We start from the raw sequence: 18,026 nt of genomic DNA, 5'->3' as shown, positions 1-18,026 counted from the left end.
GCGTTTAACGTTTAGCAATTATTATCTATTTTACAGCATGCATCTTCCAAAAATTAACATCCCTAAAAAATACCTGAAAATTGGCGCGTGGGTGTTAGGGGTTTTTCTATTGCTATCCGTTGTTCTTGGCTCTATAGCCTATAGCAAAAGAGAAGCGTTATTAAAAACAATGATGGCCAAAGCAATTGCTAAAGCCGACAAAGACTATGGTCTCGACATTAAAATCGGGGAATCGGGATTCAGTGGACTGAGTACCGTCCACATGAAAAACATTTCTGTAGTCCCAAAAGACCGCGATACCCTATCTACCATTGATGATTTTACCGTCGGGGTGAAACTTTTCCCCCTGATCTTCGGAAATGTCAAACTCTCTGAAATTATTCTGAATAAGGGAACACTGAATGTTGTATTCAAAGATTCTTTAAGTAACCTGGACTTTTTTCTGAAACGGAAAAAGAAAAACACAGAAAAGAAAACCAAATCAGATCTCGCAGATCTCGCGCATAATCTGTTGAACCAGGTTCTATACAAGATTCCTGACAACATGGAAATAAAAAACCTGATGCTTCAGGTCAATGACAATGACACGGCAAAGCTGAAGTTCTTAACTACCACCGCAACGATCAACGACGGAGATTTACTATCAACAATTCTGGTGAATGACAATGCCGCAACATGGCACATCAACGGAACGGTTAAACCCGGCAAAAAACAATTAGATGTCATGCTCTTTGCCGACAATAAAAAGATAGAGCTTCCATACCTTGAAAATAAGCTCAAAGCTAAATTCAGCTTTGATACCGTTAGAACCGAAATGAAAAGTGCAGACTATAGCGGCGATGATTTCAAGATAAAGGGATCCTGGTCTGTTAAAAACCTTCTGGTTAACCATCCGAAAATAGCATCGAATGACATTGTCGTTTCCGACGCAAAAATTGAGGCGGACATGCTTATTGGTCCCAATTATGTTGCTCTTGATAGCTCATCTACCGTATTCCTGAAAAAAGCAATACTTCATCCTTACCTAAAATACACCTTATCTCCGAACAAAATTTACGAGGTTAAGATTATGGCACCGGAGCAAGATGCCCAGGAGGTATTAAATGCCTTCCCACAGGGCTTATTTGAATCTCTGGACGGCTTAAAAGTAAGTGGAAAAGTAAAATATGACCTTAACTTTTATCTGGATAGCGCTATTCCGGACAGCGTCCGCTTCAATTCAGGCTTAACCCCAACTAATTTCAAAATTCTTCAATGGGGAAAAACAAACCTTCAAAAGATCAATAAAGATTTTGTGTATACGCCCTATGAACGTGGGAAACCAATGCGTGATATCATGATTGGCCCTTCAAACCCAAATTTCACCCCATTATCAGGCGTTTCCAGCAATTTCAAAAATGCGATATTAACTTCCGAAGATCCTTCCTTCTTCAGCCACAAAGGATTTGTACAGGAGTCTATCCGTAAATCTTTCGCCGTAAATTTCAAAGAAAAGAAATTTGTACGGGGCGGAAGTACCATCTCTATGCAACTGGTAAAAAATGTCTTCCTCAGCAGACAGAAAACACTGGCCAGAAAAGCCGAAGAAATTCTCATTGTATGGTTGATTGAAAACAATCGCCTGATTAGCAAAAACAGAATGTTGGAAGTCTATTTCAACATCATAGAAATGGGACAAAATATTTACGGAATCGGTGAAGCCACAAGATATTATTTTGGAAAAAGACCTTCAGACCTTAACATTGGTGAAGGAATTTTCCTGGCCAACATCGTTCCCAGACCAAAAATTGCGCTTTATAAATTCAGAGGAGACGGAGGTCTGAAAGACTATCTGTACCCTTATTTCAAGTACATCGGAAACATTATGGCCAAACGTGGCCTGACGCCATCCGACAGCAGCGGCTATGGTTTTTACAATGTCCAATTGAGAGCCGGCCTTAGACAATATCTGTTGCCAGACTCTACTACGGTGGATACAACGGCGTTTGATAACGAAGATCCGCTACCGGCGATAGAAACACATGACGAATCAAAAAGTCTGTTTGACCGCATCTTTGGTGGAGGGTCTAAAAAGGACACCGCTTCCAGACCTGCTGTAAAAACAGATAGCCTTCAAAAAACAAAAAAACAACTCAGACAGGAACGAAGAGAGCTGCGAAGGAAAGAAAAAGAATTAGAAAAGCAACTGGAACAATCAAAAGAGAACCCTTAGTTGTTAGTATAAACGAATATGAACACGATAAAAATTGAAGACAAGGAATTCGACATACTACTCGAAAACGACAACATTGCAAAACGAACCCGATTGATAGGAATTCAGATCAATGTGGATTACGAAAACAGGTGTCCCGTTTTTATTGGGGTCTTAAATGGGAGTTTCTTATTTATGGCTGACCTCGTAAAAGAGATTACATTACCTTGTGAAATGGCCTTTATCAGGGTTTCCTCTTATAAAGACACCCAAAGTACCGGAGAAATTAAAGAAGCATTTGGTCTCCCTGGCAACCTGAAAGACAGAGATATCATTCTTGTTGAAGATATTGTTGATACTGGTTTTACATTAGCATACATCCTGAAGGAAGTTTATAAACAACAACCCGCATCTGTCAAGGTTTGTTCGCTCCTCCTAAAGCCAGAAGCCCTAAAAGCACCCATAGAAGAGTTGGAATATGTCGGCTTTGAAGTTGCAAATGAGTTTGTTGTCGGCTATGGTTTAGATTATAACGGACTAGGCAGAAACCTCAACCATATCTATAAGGCTAAAACTGTTGCGTCCCCTTTACCTTAATGTTATAATTTTTTCTCACTTTTGCAGAAAAGAAACAAATACCCTAATCAACAATGACGATACATAAAGAAGGTTACACCACCATCGCAATATCATTACTTTTCATCTTTATATTGAATGCTATTATTGACTATAGATTTGCCGATATAACGTGGTTAAGATGGTTTGTTTATATTTTTTCAGCTGTTTTAATGCTCATCGTTTTACAGTTTTTCAGAAACCCAAGCAGACAGTTCACTACGGCAGACAATAAAGTAATTTGCCCTGCAGATGGTAAAGTTGTGGTGATTGAAGAGACGGTAGAAGGAGAATATTTTAAAGACAAAAGAATCCAGGTTTCAATATTCATGTCGCCCGTTAATGTGCACATCAACAGAAATCCGATTTCAGGAGTGGTAAAGTTTTTCAAATACCATCCTGGTAAATACCTTGCAGCATGGAATCCAAAATCCTCTACTGAGAACGAAAGGACAACAGTAGTTGTAGAACATGCAAATGGGACCCCTGTATTGTTCAGACAAATTGCAGGCGCTCTTGCCAGACGTATTGTATGGTATGTAAAAGAAGGTGACGTAGTACAACAAAACAAAGAGTTTGGCTTCATTAAATTTGGCTCCAGAGTAGATATCTTTTTGCCTTTGGGCACTAAGGTTAACCTTGAACTAGATCAGGTCGTAAAAGGCGGAATTACCGTCTTGGCGGAATTAAGCTAAGCAAGATCATATTTAAAAAGCCGGTGTTTCTAAGAGACACCGGCTTTTTTGTGCTTTATTGATTCGTTGATCTTGGAAATTAAGGGTTAAGTGCTCCTAAAAAAGAGCATTACTATTCAAAGGCTGAAATCTTTTGCGCGGAAGGGCGCAAAATTTTCTAGGCTTTTTCATAGAACGCCTCTTTTTTGAGGAAATTAAGTTCCATGACCCAGCGGACAAAACCATTCCGGTAGCTTAGACTTAACAAATGAGGAGTTAGGGCCCGACATATAACACGCTTTGCAATTGGCTGTCACATCCTTATAGGCTGTACAGGGCGCTTTACAGGAATGGAGCAGCATTAAAAAAAAGACCGCTGTTCTTTGAAGACATTCGAAGATTTGCCCTTCAGCAAAGATTCGGGGATGAAAAGAATTGCGGTCTTTTTTAATTCAGAATTTCATTTAACCTACACTTGTAGCAGCTGCAGCAGGAGGCTCTTCTCCTACGACACGCTGTGTTGGATAGGCAAAGTCAGAGCCATGCTCCTGAACAATCCTGATCAATTGAAAATTAATCTCTTCTTTGACCCTGATAAACTCACTATGTGGCATTTGTACCACCAGGTATACGACCTGGATATTTAAAGCCGAATCGCCAAAGTTGTCAAAAACAGCAAAACCATCTGTTGTTTCAGGATGTTCCGTTAATAATGTACTAATAGCGGTTACGATCTCTTTTATAGCAGTAGCTGGCGTTTCATAAGTGATGCCAATGAAGAAATTTACCCTGCGAAAATCTCTTCTGGTTACATTTTCCAGCACCCCATCAATCATTGCCCTGTTGGGTATAACAATGGTTGTTTTATCGGGACTAATCAGCCTCGTACTTCTAAAACCAACCTTATCAATAGTGCCTTCTACTCCATCTACCTTAACCACATCTCCTACCGTAAAAGGCTTGTCAAGGAAAATAGTAAAAGAGCCGATCAGATTTTCGAGACTTTCTTTCGCAGCCAGGGCAATCGCAATACCACCAATCCCTAAACCTGTAATGAGTGTTAAGACATTGATTTCGAAAACATAACCGAGCAATACAAAAAAGCCAAAGAAACAAATAATAGTCTTTGCCAGTTCCTTCAAAAAAGGAACGAGCTGATCGTCTGCACGGTCGGCCGTAAGAGAGGCTTTAAACTTCAGGACATGGGCAATAAAATCAATAATTCTCAATATAATCCAAAAAACGGAAAGGATAATAAGAAAGAGAAAGACCTTATCTATCGCCTGCCCAAGGGTGACATGTACTGTTTCTTTCGTTTTTTCTATCTGCTTAGCATATCCGAATAACACCAGATCTAAGGGCTGCCTTAGCTGGTTAATAGCCAAATAGTAGGAACAGAGACTAATGAAGAAAGCAATCGGTTGTAGCAACAGGCCAACAAAAGTATCATCCTTAACTGCAGAGGCAAATTTCTTAAACAAGCGAAATAACAGCAGACTTAGCAGGCGTGATATGATTTTCTTGAATAATACACCAAATAGAAGGATTCCTGCAAAAAGACAATAATTCTTAATCGTGTTTCCCCAGAATATCTGCTCAAAAAACGGACTATCCATCTTATATCAGTTGTTTTAAAGCAATTTCAAATGCAGTTTTAGACAATTCTTTCTTTGCTGCAGATTGTTTATGAATATTTACCATGGCATTGTAGATGATATTGGAAGCATCTGTAAAGATCGCATCATCACTCATTTCTACATTTCTCTGCATCAGATAGGCAAAAACTCTCGCCATTCCACAGTTGGAAATAAAATCCGGGATTACGGCAACATGACTATCCGCATGCTCCATTATACTTCCAAAGAAGATCTCTTTATCTGCAAAGGGAACGTTTGCACCGCAGGCAATTACCTCCAGGCCACCGGAGATCATCTGATCTACTTCCGCCTGCTGAACAAGACGGGAAGCTGCAGCTGGCACAAATATTTCAGCTCCGATGTTCCAAACTTCTTTGCTGGCTTGTTCAAATGGGATAAGGTCTGGAGACACCAATGTATTTCCTTCTCTTTTGTTAAACAAATCAACAATTTCGGCTAGTGTAAATCCTTCTTTTTTAATTAATCCACCAACGCGGTCAATGATTCCGACAATTTTGACACCATGCTGAGCGAGATAATAACCTGCCGCTGCGGCAACATTACCCCAACCTTGAATAATTGCTTTTTTTCCGGCAATCTCACCTCCCCAGATGTGATAAAAATGCCTGATAGACTCTGCGACACCATATCCGGTGATCATATCAGCGACTTTATATTTTCTTTTGATATCAGGCGTATAATTCAGGTCCTCTAAAACCTTAGATACCCCATAGCGCAACTGGCCAATCTGATGAATCCTTTCATTTTCCCTGGCCTGGTAATGCCCATTGATCACACCCTCCTGAGGGTGCCAAAGTCCATAATTTTCGGTGATAGGTATCACTTCATGGATTTCATCAATATTCAAATCACCTCCGGTACCATAATAACTTTTTAACAAAGGCATTACCGCTTTATACCATCTATCCAGAACTTCTTTTTTTCTTGGGTCTGCAGGATCGAAGTTAATTCCCGATTTAGCACCTCCTATAGGGGGGCCTGAAACTGTAAATTTCACTTCCATTGTTTTTGCCAAAGATTCGACTTCTCTTTTATCAAGCCCTTTACGCATACGGGTCCCACCACCCGCTGCCCCGCCACGGAGAGAATTGATTACGACCCAGCCTTCGGCTTCTGATTCTTTATCTTTCCACTCAAAAACAATCTCGGGTCTTTTCTCTTCGAATTTTTTTAACAGGTCTTTCATTGAATATATGGTTTTTTAGTTCTTACAGATCTCCAAAGGTACTCAAGCCAGAGAACATTTAACATCCACCATACGGACAATTTTTCGCTATTAATTCTACGAAAATACACCAACAAAAAAACCTCCCCGATATCATCGGGAAGGCCATTATGCTTTTTCTAAAGAGATTAAACTCTTTTAGATTTGATACGAGCTGCTTTACCAGTTAGTTCACGTAGGTAGAAAAGTTTCGCTCTGCGAACTTTACCGTGGCTATTAACCTCTATTTTAGCGATATTAGGCGAATTGATAGGGAATATACGTTCCACACCAACACCATTAGACATTTTACGAACAGTAAACGTTTCATTAGCACCTACACTATTACGTTGTAATACTACACCTTGGTAAATTTGAATACGTTCTTTATTACCTTCGCGAATTTTATAGTGAACACTCACTGTATCTCCTGATTTGAATGCAGGAAACTCATTTTTTGCGATTACCTGCTCTTCAACAAATTTTACTAAATCCATGATTTTAAGCTATTAAGCCGACTTTTTGTTGTTTAAAATCGGACTGCAATATTAGGAAAATTATTTTATAAATGAAAGCGTTTTTTATTTTTTTCCACATTCTTTAACATTTCCACAATCAGGGCCACGGAAAAGGCGTTTTTCAAGCCAAATTTATTTTATCTTTAGATTGGGGACCTGTATTTTTCTGTTTTATTTTTGATCTTCTTCCTGATGACAAGCTTCTTCACTAATCAAGGTGTCAAGACTTTTCAATTCTATGGGATAATTTGCGAGTTCACCGGGCTTCATTCCAAATACACCTTCCAATAACCTCACTGTTGCATACGGAATATCAGCTTTTCCGTCAGCAGGAAGCTTACGATAGTTGTGAAAAGTATTAAAAGCGATCTTTAGGTGTTTCGGAATCACTCTGCTGGCTGCCTTATAGTTTTTAAGGTTCAATTTATTCATCTCTTCTTCAATCTTGTACTTCCTTGGTTCTTCCATAATTTTAACTGGGTTTGCAATTTTCGTTTACAAATGGTCTTTTGTTGACATACAATACAAAATATTTCTTACAAAATAATATTCATAATACAATTATATACATAAGCATTATATATACATAATTTATTTCCAATTAATACACTTTTACTCACTTTAAGAATATTATTAAATTAAAATTCCGTCTTAACAGGCCTGCTCCTTTCCCTCTCCCAGAACCGGGGACTCGGATTGAAATAAATCTTTTAATTTTTTTACGGAGATCGCATTGTTAATTAGCTCACCAGACCTCATTTCAAAAAGCTGCTCAAACATCACGACTTTTTCATAGGGAATATCCTGAGTGCTATTCCATAAAATATTCCGATAATTATGAAAAGTATTTAGGGAAACTCCCAAAATTTTGGGAATGATTTGTACCGCCATCCGGTACTCTTTAACATTGAGCTGATTCAAATAATCATTGATTTTGTACTTTTTAGGGTCTTCAGTCATAACCTTTTATGAAAAATATTATTAAATGTGTATGTTTATCAAAATTATGACAAATAGTACATAATTTTTTAGAACTAATATACTGATTATTTTAGTGAAAATAAAAAATACACCTAAATTTTTATGGATATAAAAGCCGTTGTTGATGAAATCCTTCTTGAAAAGAAAAGACCTTTTACCTGGCTTGTCAATCAAATGGATAAAACTTTTGATGGACTGAAGCTTAGTCTGATTAATGAATCCATTAAATATCGGGACATTAAGCTGATGGCTAAAATTTTAGAAGTACCGCCTTCCACATTCTTTGAGACGGAAGCAAGGTCCTATAAAACAGAAACAGGCACCAGCCTTACCGCAGAATCCAGGAATGAATACAGTGATTTAAAGAATAACCTCAAAAACTGCAAAGAAATGTCTGCAGCACTAAAGGAACAAATAAAAGATAAGGATAGAATTATTGGCTTACTCAGCGGCAAGAGCTAATCTTCCAACAAGTCAGGCCTCCGTTGTTGCGTTCTCAATAAAGCCTGCTCATGGCGCCATTCATTGATTTTCAACTCATGGCCACTTAACAGCACATCGGGGACTTTATGTCCATTCCAATCGGCCGGACGGGTGTATACAGGCGCATCCAGCAACTCCCCCTGAAAACTATCTGATAAAGCCGAAGTTTCATCATTCAGGACTCCGGGAATCAACCGCACAATAGCGTCAACGAGAACGGCTGCAGGAAGCTCTCCTCCGGATAAAACATAATCCCCAATAGAAATCTCTCTAGTCACAAACAAGTCCCTTATACGCTGGTCTATGCCCTTGTAATGGCCACATAGAATGATCACATTTCCCTTTCCTGACAATTCATTAGCAATGGTCTGGTTAAAGGTAACGCCATCAGGACTCATAAAAATCACTTCATCATATTCCCGCTCAGTTTTCAACTGCTCAATACAACGGGCAAAAGGAGGAATAGACATCACCATCCCACTCCCGCCACCATAGGGATAATCATCAACGCTTTTTTGTTTGTTTGTTGAATAATCCCTCAGGTTATGCACAATAATTTCTGCAATTCCTTTTTTTTGCGCACGCTGCAAGATAGAATGGGCAAATGGACTTTCAAGTAAATCAGGTAAAACGGATATGATGTCAAAACGCATAGGACAAAGATAATTTAATTTTCGAGGTAAAGATCGATCAGGCCATCAGGAAGATGAACTCTTAAGATGCTTTCTTCTTCATCGATCTCCACAATCATATCATCGTTCAAGGGGAACATGATTTCTTTATCCCGGTAAGATACCGTTGCCACGAACTGCTGAGGATATTCATTTACTTCCAGGATTTCGCCAAGCTCTCCGTGATTTTCATCCGAAACCAGATAGCCTTTCAGGTCCTCATAGTGAAATTCATCATTGGAGCGGTCTGGCATTTTTGTGAGCGGCAAATAGATCTTTTTTCTTAATAAAGGCTGTGCTTTATCGATATGGTCTACGTCATCAAAATAAAAATTGCCGGTATTGTTGGTATGTAGCTTATAAGTCGAGACAAAGTAAGGCACCATTTTTCCATTAAAATCAGCAAAAACAACGTCCAGTTCCAATAGCTCAGGCTCATCATATTCAAAAAATAGCTGAACCTCTCCTTTTAATCCCTTAGTCTTGGTGATGTAACCAATATAAAATGCTTCTTCAATCTTCATAATCGTATTCCTTAATATCTCAATCCTTCAAAACCAATTCGTGTTAAACGAAAATAGCGAAGAATACATTCCCAGGGAAGATTCTTCGCTATTCTTCAGAATAACAAAAATATTATGCTTGTTCTTCTTTGTTCTCTTCAGCTGCAGGAGCTTCTTCAGTTGCAGCAGTTTCCTCAGCTACCGGAGTTTCCTCAGTTGCTTCTTCCGCTACTACTTCTTCTTCAACAACCTCTTCTGCTACAGGAGCATTTTTGATTGCTAAAGCAGCTGCACGATCTGCATTTTTCTTAGCTTCAGCAGCTAATGCCGCTTTTCTAACTTCGTCTTTAGACTTAGTTAAGCCATCTTTTTTACCTTCGATCTGACCGTCTTTAGCACCTAACCACTCTGCAAATTTAGCATCTGCCTGTTCTGCTGTTAAAGCACCTTTTTTAACACCACCTTCTAAGTGTTTTTTGTATAAAACACCTTTGTAAGAAAGGATAGCACGACAAGTATCCGTAGGCTCAGCACCTTTGTTAACCCAGTCTAATGTTTTTTCGAAATTGATTTCGATGGTTGCAGGATTGGTGTTTGGGTTATAAGAACCTAAACGCTCAATGAATTTACCATCTCTTGGTGAACGGGAATCCGCTACCACTACGTGGAAAAAAGGTTTTCCTTTTTTACCGAATCTTTGCAATCTGATTTTAGTTGCCATTTCTTTTTATAGTTTATGTATTCAACATAGTTCCCGGAGCTTTATGCTTGCGGGGTTGCAAAAGTAAGTAAAATACTAATGATTAGCAAGATGCAATAATTTTAAATTCAGTTAACATAAGTCTTAGGCCAATTGGAGATATTTGACCAAAACCGATACCATTATGAGAATAGCAATAGATATGGACGAAGTCCTGGCCGATCCCCTAAGCAAATTTATCAAATTATACCACCGGGATTACGGCGTTCCCTTGGACCTTATCCCTGAGCCAGGAAACGAAATTTATCATCATGTCCCTGAACATGCCAACCATAAATGGTTCGACTATATCAATGAAAAAGGCTTTTTCCGGGACCTCCCCCTTATCGAAGGAAGTGTCGAAGCTGTCCGTAAATTACAACAACACCACGACGTTTACATCGTCTCTGCGGCAACAGAGTTTAGAAATTCACTCGAAGACAAAATGGATTGGCTTGCCGACCACTTCCCTTTCATCACCTGGCAGAACATCATGTTTTGCGGGGATAAGATCGTAGATGTTGACGTAATGATAGATGACAGGGCAAAAAACTTTATCGGCTTTAAAGGCAGGAAACTGTTGTTCAGCTCCCCTCATAATCTTTTGCTGACGGATTACGAACGCGTAGACAACTGGCAGCAGGTTTTGGACAAATTAGTAGGTCCGGAATTGTAACATTTACACGTAACGGGCATCAAATAACAAAAATAAAACGATATGCTAATTACAACAACAAATTCTATAGAAGGCAAAAAAGTAGTCAAATACATTGGCCTTGTAAGCGGCGAAACCATAATTGGCGCCAATATTTTTAAAGATCTTTTCGCCGGTATCAGAGATATCGTTGGCGGGAGGTCTGGTTCTTACGAACAAGTCTTAAGAGAAGGAAAAAATACAGCAATAAATGAAATGCAGCAATATGCGGCTGCAATGGGCGCGAATGCGATCATTGGAGTAGACTTAGACTATGAAACCGTAGGAAGTGGTGGCAGCATGCTCATGGTTGCAGCAACAGGAACAGCAGTAATCATTGAATAAAAAGAGAAAGGCCCTGAAATTTCAGGGCCTTTCTCTTTTACCTTTATAAGGAAAGTATTTCTACCAGCTTCAACCAGGCTGGTGTGATTTCTTTCGCGTCAATATGTTTAATTGCATGATCAAAAGGAGTAAAAAGAATTTCACGGTTTTTTTGTCCAACCATTACGCCCGACTGACCCGCGATCAGGCCCTCCACCGCAGTAACACCAAGGCGGCTAGCCAATACCCGGTCCATACAACTTGGTTTTCCTCCACGTTGGATATGTCCTAATACAGATACCCGGATGTCATAATGAGGGAATTTCTCTTTCAGAACTTCTCCTACATTAAATGCACCCCCAACTTCATCTCCCTCTGCTACGATGATAATCTTTGATGATTTATCCTTACGTCCTGACTCTAGCCTTGTCACCAGTCCATCTACTCCCATATTTGCTTCAGGGATCATGATCGCTTCTGCTCCAACACCAATTCCGCTTCTCAAAGCAATCAGTCCGGAGTCACGCCCCATCACCTCTACAATAAATAAGCGGTCATGCGACTCCGCCGTATCCCGGATCTTATCTACAGCATTAATTACGGTATTAATGGCCGTATCATAACCTATGGTAAAATCGGTTCCTTCAAGGTCATTGTCAATTGTTCCAGGCAATCCAACTACGGGGTAATCAAATTCTGTAGTCAGCAAATGAGCTCCGGTAAAAGTTCCATCTCCACCAATCACAATCAGCGCATCTATACCCTGATTTACCAACTGACGATGTGCTTCTGCCCTGCCCTCCTTTGTACGGAAAGCATCACTTCTGGCAGTTTTTAAGATGGTACCACCTCGCTGAATAATATTTGCGACAGATTTTCGGTCCATTTCAATGAAATCGCCATGAATCAAGCCTTCGTATCCTCTCAGTATACCTGTAACTTTCAAATCATAATAGATTCCCGCTCTAACCACTGCCCTAATGGCAGCATTCATTCCCGGAGCGTCACCTCCGGAAGTTAGTACTCCTATATTTTTAATCTTATTCATTTGGTTTTCCAGCATTTTTAAATTTATCTAAACCACTTTGTAAATATGCAGCATATTCCTTTGCATCAAAAATTGCCCCTTGTGGTTTCACAAGCGGATTCAGGTCGTGCCCTGCCAATACATAAAAAGGTTGAGAATTTGACACATATTTTGTTGCTTGAAAATCACCATTCCATCTTCCCAGGTCATCTGTAGTTGTCCTTAGTACTTCTGAATAATGAACTTTCTCTTTAGGCATTTTTATATTACGTTCATCCACATAAAGCTGAATCAACACATATTCTTCTTTAATCAATCTGCCCACCTCTTTATCAATCCAGACCTTATCTTCCATCTTACGACAATTTACACAGGCATGCCCTGTAAAATCAATCAGCACCGGTTTGTTTACCTGCTTAGCATAAGCAAGGCCCTCATCCAGATCAAAGAACGAATGGAATCCAACAGGTGGTTTTAATGTTTCACTATACTTTACCGTTGCAGGAAATCCCGAAGGGCTGCCCGAAACTGAAGCCCCGTTACCGTTTAAAATAAAATCCTGAGTATTCATGGGTGGTGCAATTCCACTAAGAATATTTACCGGAGCACCCCATAATCCCGGAACAAGATAAACAGCGAAAGACAGAGAGAGGATCGCAAAAAACAATCTTGGAACAGAGACATAAGGAACGTCACTATCGTGGGAAAATTTAATCTTCCCAAGAATATAAACCCCCATCAGGATGAAAATAATGATCCATAATGCCAGAAAAATCTCCCTGTCGAACCACTCCCAATGCCAAACCAGATCGGCAGCTGAAAGGAACTTTAAAGCCAATGCAAGCTCAAGGAAGCCCAAACAAACCTTTACGCTATTTAACCATCCGCCCGATTTAGGCATTGCACTTAAAAAGCCGGGAAATATCGCTGATAAGGTAAAAGGAAGCGCCAGGGCCAAAGCAAAGCCAAACATCCCGATTGCCGGAGCAAGATATTCCCCCTTAGAGCTCGCCTGAACTAATAAAGTCCCAATGATGGGGCCTGTACAGGAAAAAGAAACCAGGGCCAAAGAAGCCGCCATGAAAAAGATGCCCCCAAGTCCCTTGCTGTCGTCGGCCTTTTGATCGATCTTATTTACAAAGGAACTCGGCAACGTGATTTCAAAAGCTCCGAAAAAGGAAATCGCAAAAATGACCAGTAACAGAAAAAAGAAGAAATTAAACCAACCACTGGCACTGAGTTCATTTAATTTGGCAGAGCCAAAAATAGCGGTTATTAAAAGGCCGAAAGCCACGTAGATCACAATGATAGAAACACCATAAATGAAGGCCTGCCCGATTCCTTTCTGTCGGCTACCTGCTCTCTTGGTAAAATAACTGACCGTTAACGGCACCATTGGAAAGATACATGGCATCAGAAAAGCAATAAAGCCTCCTAAAAGACCGGCAATAAATGTTTCCCAAAGCGTTTTATCTTTTTCTGACGTTCCGGAAGCCGCCAGAGGCTGCTGCTTTTCTACCGTTTTATCGACTGTAGTTGCTTTTTTTACGGTATCCTTTACAATATTGTTCGCGGCACTATCCTGAGCAGAACCGACTTCTGTAAAAACCAGTTCTTCTTCAGTTGCGGCCGAATCCGGCTTTTGCACTGACGCAAAGCTATGCGAGAAAAAAGCTGTTGTAAACAACAACAAAAATCCCAACATTAAAAGTCCTTTTTTCATCTGTGTGTATTGTGTTTTAAAGGTGATCATACCGCAGTGCTTCCTAATATTTTCAATCGAATGCCGCTGCAGCGAATCAATCGCCTTTGTGATAAGGGCGTGAAATTAGTTATTATTTTTTATTTAAGTCCTTGAATACAGGCCCCGGCAGGATATTTTTACGCTAACCCGATAACTCTTTGATTGATTACCTATAAAAAAAGAGCGACAGGGATTTCCTGTCGCTCTTTTACCGGCTAAATGCCTGGTTTCTACTTTACAGGAATGCTAAAGCTGACCTCATCAGGAGGTAAACACTGTTTATCATTACATACCATAAACTCAACCGTTCCTTTCACCGTCGCTGTAGCTTTATTCAGCTTCACTTTTTGTTGAAAGATCACCTTATCCCCGAAATAACTTACGTTCATTTTAAAGTTCTCATCAAAATAAGTTGTCGCTTTTGGCTCCGTCGTTTTTCCTACAGGGCTATAGTCTTTTGATGAAGCAAAAGAAAAAACCGTTTTATTTGGTCCCCCGGGCTTCAAATTCTGAGAATAGATGTGCCATCCCTCTTCCATATTCGCTTTCAGGTAAATTATCGCTTCTGTTTTACTTATTTTTTTGGCAAGATAAGACCAGGTTACGGGTTTTTCGATCTGGGCAGAAGCCCCGATTACCGCAAATAATACAAATGCCAGTATCAGACTGATTTTTTTCATGGTGTATGGTTTAAAAACTCTATTTCTTTAAAATTATAATGCTTCAACGTTCCGTTTGTCAGGACACCCAATAAACCGGATTGTGTAACTTCAATGATCCTTCCTTCAATAACCTCGCCATTTTGGCGGTATGCTGCAGGTTCGTTAAATTTATACAGTCCATTGACATAGTCTTCCATCAATTGACTATAGTTCCCAGACTTCAACTGAAGGTATTGCTTTTCAATATGACTGCAAATTTCTGCTAATAGCTCAATTAAATTAACATCCTGTTGTAAAATTTCTCTCAGAGAAGTGGCCTTTTTTAGCTGTTTCGGGTCAAAATGAACCTGATTAACATTGATACCAATACCGATGATACTTGCCTTATAGGTCGCTCCCGACAGGATATTTTCAATCAATACTCCTCCCATCTTTTGATCCCCATAATAAATATCATTTGGCCATTTAATCCTGGCCCCATCCTTTACAAAAAGTCCCAGCGCATTTCGAATACCAATGCTCACAGCCATATTAAGAAGGAATTGTCTCGACACCGGAAGGAAAGATGGCTTCAGATAAATGCTAAAAGTCAGGTTCAATCCCGGCTCAGCATGCCATACATTGTTCTGCTGCCCTCTCCCTGCGAATTGTTTATCTGCCATAATAACAGTTCCTTCGGTTAATGGCTCGGAATTTGACACCAACACTTTTAAAAAGTTATTGGTAGAATCAACCTCTAATAATTTGATAAGATTTTGACCAACAAATAATGTTGAAAAAGTGTTATTTTGCAAGTGTTGATTGTATATTTGTTTATCAAAACTAAAACATTTTAATGGTAAAAAAGAAAATTGTAAACCTTTCTACATACCTCTCAGAGATAGCCGTTCATGGCATACAGGAAAAAAAAGGGAATGATATTGTGCGTTTAGACCTAAGGGAACTTAACAGTTCTGTTTCTGATTTCTTTATCATCTGCAACGCAGATTCGACCACACAGGTAAAGGCTATTGCCGATAGTGTAGAAGATGAAATCTATAAAAGCACCCAAACCAATCCATGGAGAAAAGAAGGGCTCGAAAGCGCAGAGTGGATCATCCTGGATTATTTCGATATTGTAGTTCACATATTTAAAACTGAAAAGCGAGACTTTTACGGAATTGAAGACCTATGGGGGGATGCCCAGTCGACAAGCTATAAAAGCGCCTAATCATTTACACAAAACATTTTTGACTCAAGATGAAAGAGAACCCAAATACAAAACCTAAATTAATTAAGAGAATCCCGAATATCCCAAAGAAACCTCAAAAAGGGTCTAAATTCAATATCTTTTGGGTTTATGCGGCTATTATTTTAGGTTTGATTTTATTGCAATTCTTATTTAGCGCTGATACAACTAAAGACGTTACTTACCGTACTTTCGAAACTCAAATGCTTTTACCTGGTGATGTTGAAAAACTGGTCGCCTATAAGCATGAAGATCTGGTAAAGGTAGAGGTCTATATTAAAAAGGACAGACTCAACACGGAGAAGTATAAAAAATACATCAGCAAGAATAACTTTGGTACTGCTAACGGGCCAGCTGTATATTTCACCTCAGGTTCCATGGATGCCTTAGATACTCAATTGAGGGAGTCTCAGAAAAACCTGCCTCCGGATCAGCAGATTCTTGCAGAAAAAGAAACCAGACAAAGTACATTCAACTCCTGGTTCTTTACCGTAATTATCCCGGTATTGTTATTTATCGGATTCTGGATCTTCATCATGCGCCGCATGGGCGGTGGCGCCGGTGGTGGTGGTGGTCAGATCTTCAATATTGGAAAATCTAAAGCAACCCTTTTTGATAAAGAGAGTCAGGTAAACGTGACCTTTAATGATGTCGCAGGACTGGAAGAAGCTAAACAGGAAGTAATGGAAATCGTCGATTTCCTTAAAAACCCAAAAAAATACACCAATCTGGGAGGTAAAATCCCTAAAGGAGCGCTATTAGTTGGTTCACCAGGTACCGGAAAAACCTTATTGGCAAAAGCGGTTGCCGGTGAAGCTCAGGTTCCTTTCTTCTCCTTATCCGGTTCAGACTTCGTGGAGATGTTTGTTGGAGTAGGTGCATCACGTGTACGTGATTTGTTTAAGCAAGCCAAAGATAAAGCACCATGTATCATCTTTATCGATGAGGTAGATGCGATTGGCCGTGCCAGAGGAAAAAATAGCATGATGGGTGGAAATGATGAGCGCGAAAACACGCTGAATCAGCTATTGGTGGAGATGGATGGATTTGGTACAGATTCAGGAATCATCATTCTTGCCGCAACAAACCGTCCTGACGTATTGGACTCTGCATTGCTTAGACCTGGTCGTTTTGACAGACAGATCTCTATTGACAAGCCGGATTTGGTGGGTCGTGAACAGATCTTCAAAGTCCATTTGAAACCAATCAAAACGGATGAAGTAGTAGACGCTAAAAAGCTGTCTGCACAAACTCCTGGTTTTGCTGGTGCCGAAATCGCCAACGTTTGTAACGAAGCCGCTTTAATTGCAGCAAGACGCAATAAGGAATCTGTAGATATGCAGGATTTTCAGGATGCAATTGACCGCGTGATCGGTGGATTAGAAAAGAAAAATAAAATCATCTCTCCGGAAGAGAAAAGAATAGTTGCTTACCATGAAGCGGGTCATGCCATCGCAGGCTGGTTCCTTGAACATGCAGATCCTTTGGTAAAAGTATCCATTGTTCCTCGTGGCGTTGCTGCATTAGGATACGCTCAGTACCTTCCTAAAGAACAATTCTTATACACTACAGAGCAGTTAACAGACGGGATGTGTATGACTATGGGTGGAAGAGTTGCTGAAGACATCGTTTTTGGTAAAATCTCAACTGGTGCTCAGAATGATTTAGAGCGCATTACCAAGCTTTCTTATGCAATGGTAACGATTTATGGAATGAACAGTACCATCGGTAATGTATCTTTCCATGATCCTCAGAATGAATACAATTTCAATAAGCCTTATTCTGAAAAAACATCAGAACTGATCGATATAGAGGTGCGTAAACTGGTAGAAGAAGTTTACATCAGGACGAAACAACTCTTAACCGATAAAAGAGATGGTTTAGAAAAATTAGCTCAGAAACTATTGGAAAAAGAGATCTTATTCCAGGCCGATCTGGAAGAGATTTTAGGCAAACGCCCTTTTGATAACCGCACCACTTACGACGAATTTGTAAATGGAACAGGTGATCAAAAACCTGCTGCCGAAGGGTTATTACACAATGGTATTGGTGAAGCAACTGATATTGCTGCCCCGACCAGCCCTGCTCAAACAGAATCTTAAACTCATTT

The 18,026-nt window shown here is 39.8% G+C and carries 20 protein-coding genes; 8 read left to right on the top strand and 12 right to left on the bottom strand.

Annotation, left to right across the window (positions count from 1 at the left end; genetic code table 11):
- Window positions 1-37: 37 nt before the first annotated feature.
- Genes BLQ87_RS24005 through BLQ87_RS23995 form a run of 3 tightly spaced genes read left to right on the top strand, consistent with a single transcriptional unit; the run spans window position 38 to window position 3,501 of the window.
- The gene (locus BLQ87_RS24005) at window positions 38-2,212 is read left to right on the top strand and encodes a transglycosylase domain-containing protein (RefSeq protein ID WP_074611461.1); all 2,175 of its coding nucleotides are present in this window, start codon (window positions 38-40) and stop codon (window positions 2,210-2,212) included.
- 18 nt (window positions 2,213-2,230) lie between these two features.
- A complete protein-coding gene (gene hpt / locus BLQ87_RS24000; protein ID WP_074611460.1) occupies window positions 2,231-2,788 on the top strand; it encodes a hypoxanthine phosphoribosyltransferase in 558 nt (185 codons plus the stop codon).
- Between the two features lie 53 nt (window positions 2,789-2,841).
- Complete coding sequence (locus BLQ87_RS23995) at window positions 2,842-3,501, top strand: phosphatidylserine decarboxylase family protein (protein WP_074611459.1); 660 nt, start codon at window positions 2,842-2,844, stop codon at window positions 3,499-3,501.
- A 443-nt stretch (window positions 3,502-3,944) separates the two neighbouring features.
- Here BLQ87_RS23995 and BLQ87_RS23990 read toward each other — a convergent pair whose 3' ends face one another.
- From BLQ87_RS23990 to BLQ87_RS23970, 5 genes are all read right to left on the bottom strand, one after another.
- Complete coding sequence (locus BLQ87_RS23990) at window positions 3,945-5,096, bottom strand: mechanosensitive ion channel family protein (protein WP_074611458.1); 1,152 nt, start codon at window positions 5,094-5,096, stop codon at window positions 3,945-3,947.
- Between the two features lies 1 nt (window position 5,097).
- Window positions 5,098-6,324, bottom strand: coding sequence for a Glu/Leu/Phe/Val dehydrogenase dimerization domain-containing protein (locus tag BLQ87_RS23985; RefSeq protein ID WP_074611457.1), 1,227 nt, complete (start codon window positions 6,322-6,324; stop codon window positions 5,098-5,100).
- 167 nt (window positions 6,325-6,491) lie between these two features.
- On the bottom strand, window positions 6,492-6,839 hold the full coding sequence (gene rplS, locus BLQ87_RS23980) for a 50S ribosomal protein L19 (protein ID WP_008241658.1): 348 nt from the start codon (window positions 6,837-6,839) through the stop codon (window positions 6,492-6,494).
- Window positions 6,840-7,031: 192 nt separating this feature from the next.
- Window positions 7,032-7,328 (bottom strand): hypothetical protein, encoded by a 297-nt coding sequence (locus BLQ87_RS23975; protein WP_083362032.1) that lies wholly within the window; start codon window positions 7,326-7,328, stop codon window positions 7,032-7,034.
- Window positions 7,329-7,511: 183 nt separating this feature from the next.
- A complete protein-coding gene (locus BLQ87_RS23970) occupies window positions 7,512-7,820 on the bottom strand; it encodes a hypothetical protein (protein WP_074611455.1) in 309 nt (102 codons plus the stop codon).
- A 123-nt stretch (window positions 7,821-7,943) separates the two neighbouring features.
- Between BLQ87_RS23970 and BLQ87_RS23965 the strand changes: the two genes are divergently transcribed.
- The gene (locus tag BLQ87_RS23965) at window positions 7,944-8,303 is read left to right on the top strand and encodes a hypothetical protein (protein ID WP_074611454.1); all 360 of its coding nucleotides are present in this window, start codon (window positions 7,944-7,946) and stop codon (window positions 8,301-8,303) included.
- Here the strand turns inward: BLQ87_RS23965 and trmD are convergent.
- The 3 genes from trmD to BLQ87_RS23950 form a co-directional block, all read right to left on the bottom strand.
- Window positions 8,300-8,977: a tRNA (guanosine(37)-N1)-methyltransferase TrmD gene (trmD, locus tag BLQ87_RS23960; RefSeq protein ID WP_074611453.1), complete on the bottom strand. Its 678-nt coding sequence runs from the start codon at window positions 8,975-8,977 to the stop codon at window positions 8,300-8,302. The two genes, BLQ87_RS23965 and trmD, sit on opposite strands and share 4 nt — an antisense overlap.
- A gap of 14 nt (window positions 8,978-8,991) precedes the next feature.
- Complete coding sequence (gene rimM / locus BLQ87_RS23955; RefSeq protein WP_074611452.1) at window positions 8,992-9,519, bottom strand: ribosome maturation factor RimM; 528 nt, start codon at window positions 9,517-9,519, stop codon at window positions 8,992-8,994.
- A gap of 112 nt (window positions 9,520-9,631) precedes the next feature.
- Window positions 9,632-10,219, bottom strand: a complete 588-nt coding sequence (locus BLQ87_RS23950) for a 30S ribosomal protein S16 (protein WP_074611451.1) — start codon at window positions 10,217-10,219, stop codon at window positions 9,632-9,634.
- Window positions 10,220-10,382: 163 nt separating this feature from the next.
- Here BLQ87_RS23950 and BLQ87_RS23945 point away from each other — a divergent pair, with 163 nt between their 5' ends.
- Together BLQ87_RS23945 and BLQ87_RS23940 are read left to right on the top strand one after the other, a co-directional pair.
- Window positions 10,383-10,913 carry a 5' nucleotidase, NT5C type gene (locus tag BLQ87_RS23945; RefSeq protein ID WP_074611450.1) on the top strand — a complete coding sequence of 177 codons (531 nt, stop codon included), beginning with the start codon at window positions 10,383-10,385 and terminating at the stop codon, window positions 10,911-10,913.
- A 42-nt stretch (window positions 10,914-10,955) separates the two neighbouring features.
- Window positions 10,956-11,276, top strand: coding sequence for a YbjQ family protein (locus BLQ87_RS23940; RefSeq protein WP_069378284.1), 321 nt, complete (start codon window positions 10,956-10,958; stop codon window positions 11,274-11,276).
- Window positions 11,277-11,319: 43 nt separating this feature from the next.
- Here the strand turns inward: BLQ87_RS23940 and pfkA are convergent, their stop codons facing one another.
- The 4 genes from pfkA to BLQ87_RS23920 form a co-directional block, all read right to left on the bottom strand.
- Window positions 11,320-12,303 carry a 6-phosphofructokinase gene (gene pfkA, locus BLQ87_RS23935; RefSeq protein WP_074611541.1) on the bottom strand — a complete coding sequence of 328 codons (984 nt, stop codon included), beginning with the start codon at window positions 12,301-12,303 and terminating at the stop codon, window positions 11,320-11,322.
- Window positions 12,296-14,005: a protein-disulfide reductase DsbD family protein gene (locus BLQ87_RS23930; protein ID WP_074611542.1), complete on the bottom strand. Its 1,710-nt coding sequence runs from the start codon at window positions 14,003-14,005 to the stop codon at window positions 12,296-12,298. The genes pfkA and BLQ87_RS23930 overlap by 8 nt, the downstream gene beginning before the upstream one ends.
- Window positions 14,006-14,256: 251 nt before the next feature.
- The gene (locus tag BLQ87_RS23925; RefSeq protein ID WP_074611449.1) at window positions 14,257-14,706 is read right to left on the bottom strand and encodes a protein-disulfide reductase DsbD N-terminal domain-containing protein; all 450 of its coding nucleotides are present in this window, start codon (window positions 14,704-14,706) and stop codon (window positions 14,257-14,259) included.
- Window positions 14,703-15,482 (bottom strand): biotin--[acetyl-CoA-carboxylase] ligase, encoded by a 780-nt coding sequence (locus BLQ87_RS23920; protein WP_074611448.1) that lies wholly within the window; start codon window positions 15,480-15,482, stop codon window positions 14,703-14,705. Before BLQ87_RS23920 ends, BLQ87_RS23925 begins: the two co-directional genes overlap by 4 nt.
- 41 nt (window positions 15,483-15,523) lie before the next feature.
- Between BLQ87_RS23920 and rsfS the strand changes: the two genes are divergently transcribed.
- Both rsfS and ftsH read left to right on the top strand, forming a co-directional pair.
- Window positions 15,524-15,898, top strand: a complete 375-nt coding sequence (rsfS, locus tag BLQ87_RS23915) for a ribosome silencing factor (protein WP_074611447.1) — start codon at window positions 15,524-15,526, stop codon at window positions 15,896-15,898.
- A 29-nt stretch (window positions 15,899-15,927) separates the two neighbouring features.
- Entirely contained in the window at window positions 15,928-18,018 is a 2,091-nt protein-coding gene (gene ftsH, locus BLQ87_RS23910) for an ATP-dependent zinc metalloprotease FtsH (RefSeq protein WP_073237314.1), read from the top strand.
- Window positions 18,019-18,026 lie beyond the last annotated feature (8 nt).

It is taken from the genome of Pedobacter steynii, assembly GCF_900103665.1.
GTDB classification, from domain to species: domain Bacteria; phylum Bacteroidota; class Bacteroidia; order Sphingobacteriales; family Sphingobacteriaceae; genus Pedobacter; species Pedobacter steynii.
Note: the sequence above shows the minus strand (reverse complement) of the source record. Positions and strands in the feature narration are given on the sequence as shown.

What these genes read in the sequence shown, in the direction of transcription:
- BLQ87_RS24005 (WP_074611461.1), top strand. Translation starts at nt 38, where the DNA reads ATGCATCTTCCAAAAATTAACATCCCTAAAAAATACCTGAAAATTGGC.
- hpt (WP_074611460.1), top strand. Translation starts at nt 2,231, where the DNA reads ATGAACACGATAAAAATTGAAGACAAGGAATTCGACATACTACTCGAA.
- BLQ87_RS23995 (WP_074611459.1), top strand. Translation starts at nt 2,842, where the DNA reads ATGACGATACATAAAGAAGGTTACACCACCATCGCAATATCATTACTT.
- BLQ87_RS23990 (WP_074611458.1), bottom strand. Translation starts at nt 5,096, where the DNA reads ATGGATAGTCCGTTTTTTGAGCAGATATTCTGGGGAAACACGATTAAG.
- BLQ87_RS23985 (WP_074611457.1), bottom strand. Translation starts at nt 6,324, where the DNA reads ATGAAAGACCTGTTAAAAAAATTCGAAGAGAAAAGACCCGAGATTGTT.
- rplS (WP_008241658.1), bottom strand. Translation starts at nt 6,839, where the DNA reads ATGGATTTAGTAAAATTTGTTGAAGAGCAGGTAATCGCAAAAAATGAG.
- BLQ87_RS23975 (WP_083362032.1), bottom strand. Translation starts at nt 7,328, where the DNA reads ATGGAAGAACCAAGGAAGTACAAGATTGAAGAAGAGATGAATAAATTG.
- BLQ87_RS23970 (WP_074611455.1), bottom strand. Translation starts at nt 7,820, where the DNA reads ATGACTGAAGACCCTAAAAAGTACAAAATCAATGATTATTTGAATCAG.
- BLQ87_RS23965 (WP_074611454.1), top strand. Translation starts at nt 7,944, where the DNA reads ATGGATATAAAAGCCGTTGTTGATGAAATCCTTCTTGAAAAGAAAAGA.
- trmD (WP_074611453.1), bottom strand. Translation starts at nt 8,977, where the DNA reads ATGCGTTTTGACATCATATCCGTTTTACCTGATTTACTTGAAAGTCCA.
- rimM (WP_074611452.1), bottom strand. Translation starts at nt 9,519, where the DNA reads ATGAAGATTGAAGAAGCATTTTATATTGGTTACATCACCAAGACTAAG.
- BLQ87_RS23950 (WP_074611451.1), bottom strand. Translation starts at nt 10,219, where the DNA reads ATGGCAACTAAAATCAGATTGCAAAGATTCGGTAAAAAAGGAAAACCT.
- BLQ87_RS23945 (WP_074611450.1), top strand. Translation starts at nt 10,383, where the DNA reads ATGAGAATAGCAATAGATATGGACGAAGTCCTGGCCGATCCCCTAAGC.
- BLQ87_RS23940 (WP_069378284.1), top strand. Translation starts at nt 10,956, where the DNA reads ATGCTAATTACAACAACAAATTCTATAGAAGGCAAAAAAGTAGTCAAA.
- pfkA (WP_074611541.1), bottom strand. Translation starts at nt 12,303, where the DNA reads ATGAATAAGATTAAAAATATAGGAGTACTAACTTCCGGAGGTGACGCT.
- BLQ87_RS23930 (WP_074611542.1), bottom strand. Translation starts at nt 14,005, where the DNA reads ATGAAAAAAGGACTTTTAATGTTGGGATTTTTGTTGTTGTTTACAACA.
- BLQ87_RS23925 (WP_074611449.1), bottom strand. Translation starts at nt 14,706, where the DNA reads ATGAAAAAAATCAGTCTGATACTGGCATTTGTATTATTTGCGGTAATC.
- rsfS (WP_074611447.1), top strand. Translation starts at nt 15,524, where the DNA reads ATGGTAAAAAAGAAAATTGTAAACCTTTCTACATACCTCTCAGAGATA.
- ftsH (WP_073237314.1), top strand. Translation starts at nt 15,928, where the DNA reads ATGAAAGAGAACCCAAATACAAAACCTAAATTAATTAAGAGAATCCCG.